General features: G+C 69.7%; 2 protein-coding genes. Both read right to left on the minus strand.

Translation table 11 applies throughout. The features are described from left to right. Positions 1-430 (minus strand): hypothetical protein (locus I55_RS00405; protein ID WP_044558436.1); only part of this gene is annotated, 430 nt, incomplete at its 3' end. Positions 431-434: 4 nt separating this feature from the next. Then, positions 435-905 carry a hypothetical protein gene (locus tag I55_RS00410; protein ID WP_044558437.1) on the minus strand — a complete coding sequence of 157 codons (471 nt, stop codon included), beginning with the start codon at positions 903-905 and terminating at the stop codon, positions 435-437. Between the last annotated feature and the right edge of the window lie 46 nt (positions 906-951).

The following is a 951-nucleotide window of genomic DNA, read 5'->3' on the forward strand; positions in this document are numbered from 1 at the left end:
ATTGAGCTCGGTCCCGGGGACCTCTAGAGTCCGGGCGGTCCACCAGGCTGATTTCCGTCAGGCGCAGGGCGGTGATGGTGTTGCGGTCGTCGGGGTCGCGGGCGGTGACCTTGCCGCCGATGGAAAAGCCCTTGTAGACCCCGGCCTTGACCTTGCGGATGGCGACCGGGTCCACCACCGTAGCGGTGATGCGGGTGCGGCGGTCGGCACCCACGGCGGCGGCATCCACCCGGCCGGCGGCCAGGGGCTGGTGCATCTCCCGCAACGGGCCGGTGCCCAGGCGCAGGAAATCCGGCAGGGCCGCCTTCACGGCGTCGGCCGCGACCACCTCGCCATCGCCATCCACCGTCTCGGTGGTGGCGATGCCCTCCACCATCAGGGTGCCGTCCGCCCCCTCCTCCACCTTGGTGAAATTGCCGAACAGGCGCATGGCGTCAGGTCTCCTCATCAAAGGTGGGGGCGGGAGCGGCGGCGTCATCCGGGGTGGGCGGCCCGCCGGCCTCCTGGCCTGGCAGGCCTTGCGCCGCCTGGTCCAGCGGCATCACGCCGCCGCCATAGATCAACGGCCGGTCACCGCCCGGCACCGGGGGATAGCCGATGTCGGCCCGCGCCTCGTTCAACGTCTTGATGCCGGCGCGGACGTGGATGTTGGCGATGGTGGCCGCCTTGACCGGGTCGACCTCCCGGGTATCGTTCCACGCGAACTCCAGGTCGCCGGCGTCGAACTCGCGGGCCAGCAGATCGTCGATCAGTTCCTTGACCCACAACATGGTGGGGCCCAGCCCCTCCTCGTGCGCGGCGTCCTGGGCGGTCTGGGCGGTGGCGCGGTTCATCTGCGCCACGAAAGCCTGCGGACTGATGGAAAAGGCGAAGCACGCCCACCGCGCCAGCCACTCGTCGAACACGCCCTTTCAATTCCGGTTTCTTGATGGGGATGAAGGTGCGGGGCCA

The organism is Azospirillum sp. B4, assembly GCF_000333275.1.
Lineage (GTDB): Bacteria > Pseudomonadota > Alphaproteobacteria > Azospirillales > Azospirillaceae > Nitrospirillum.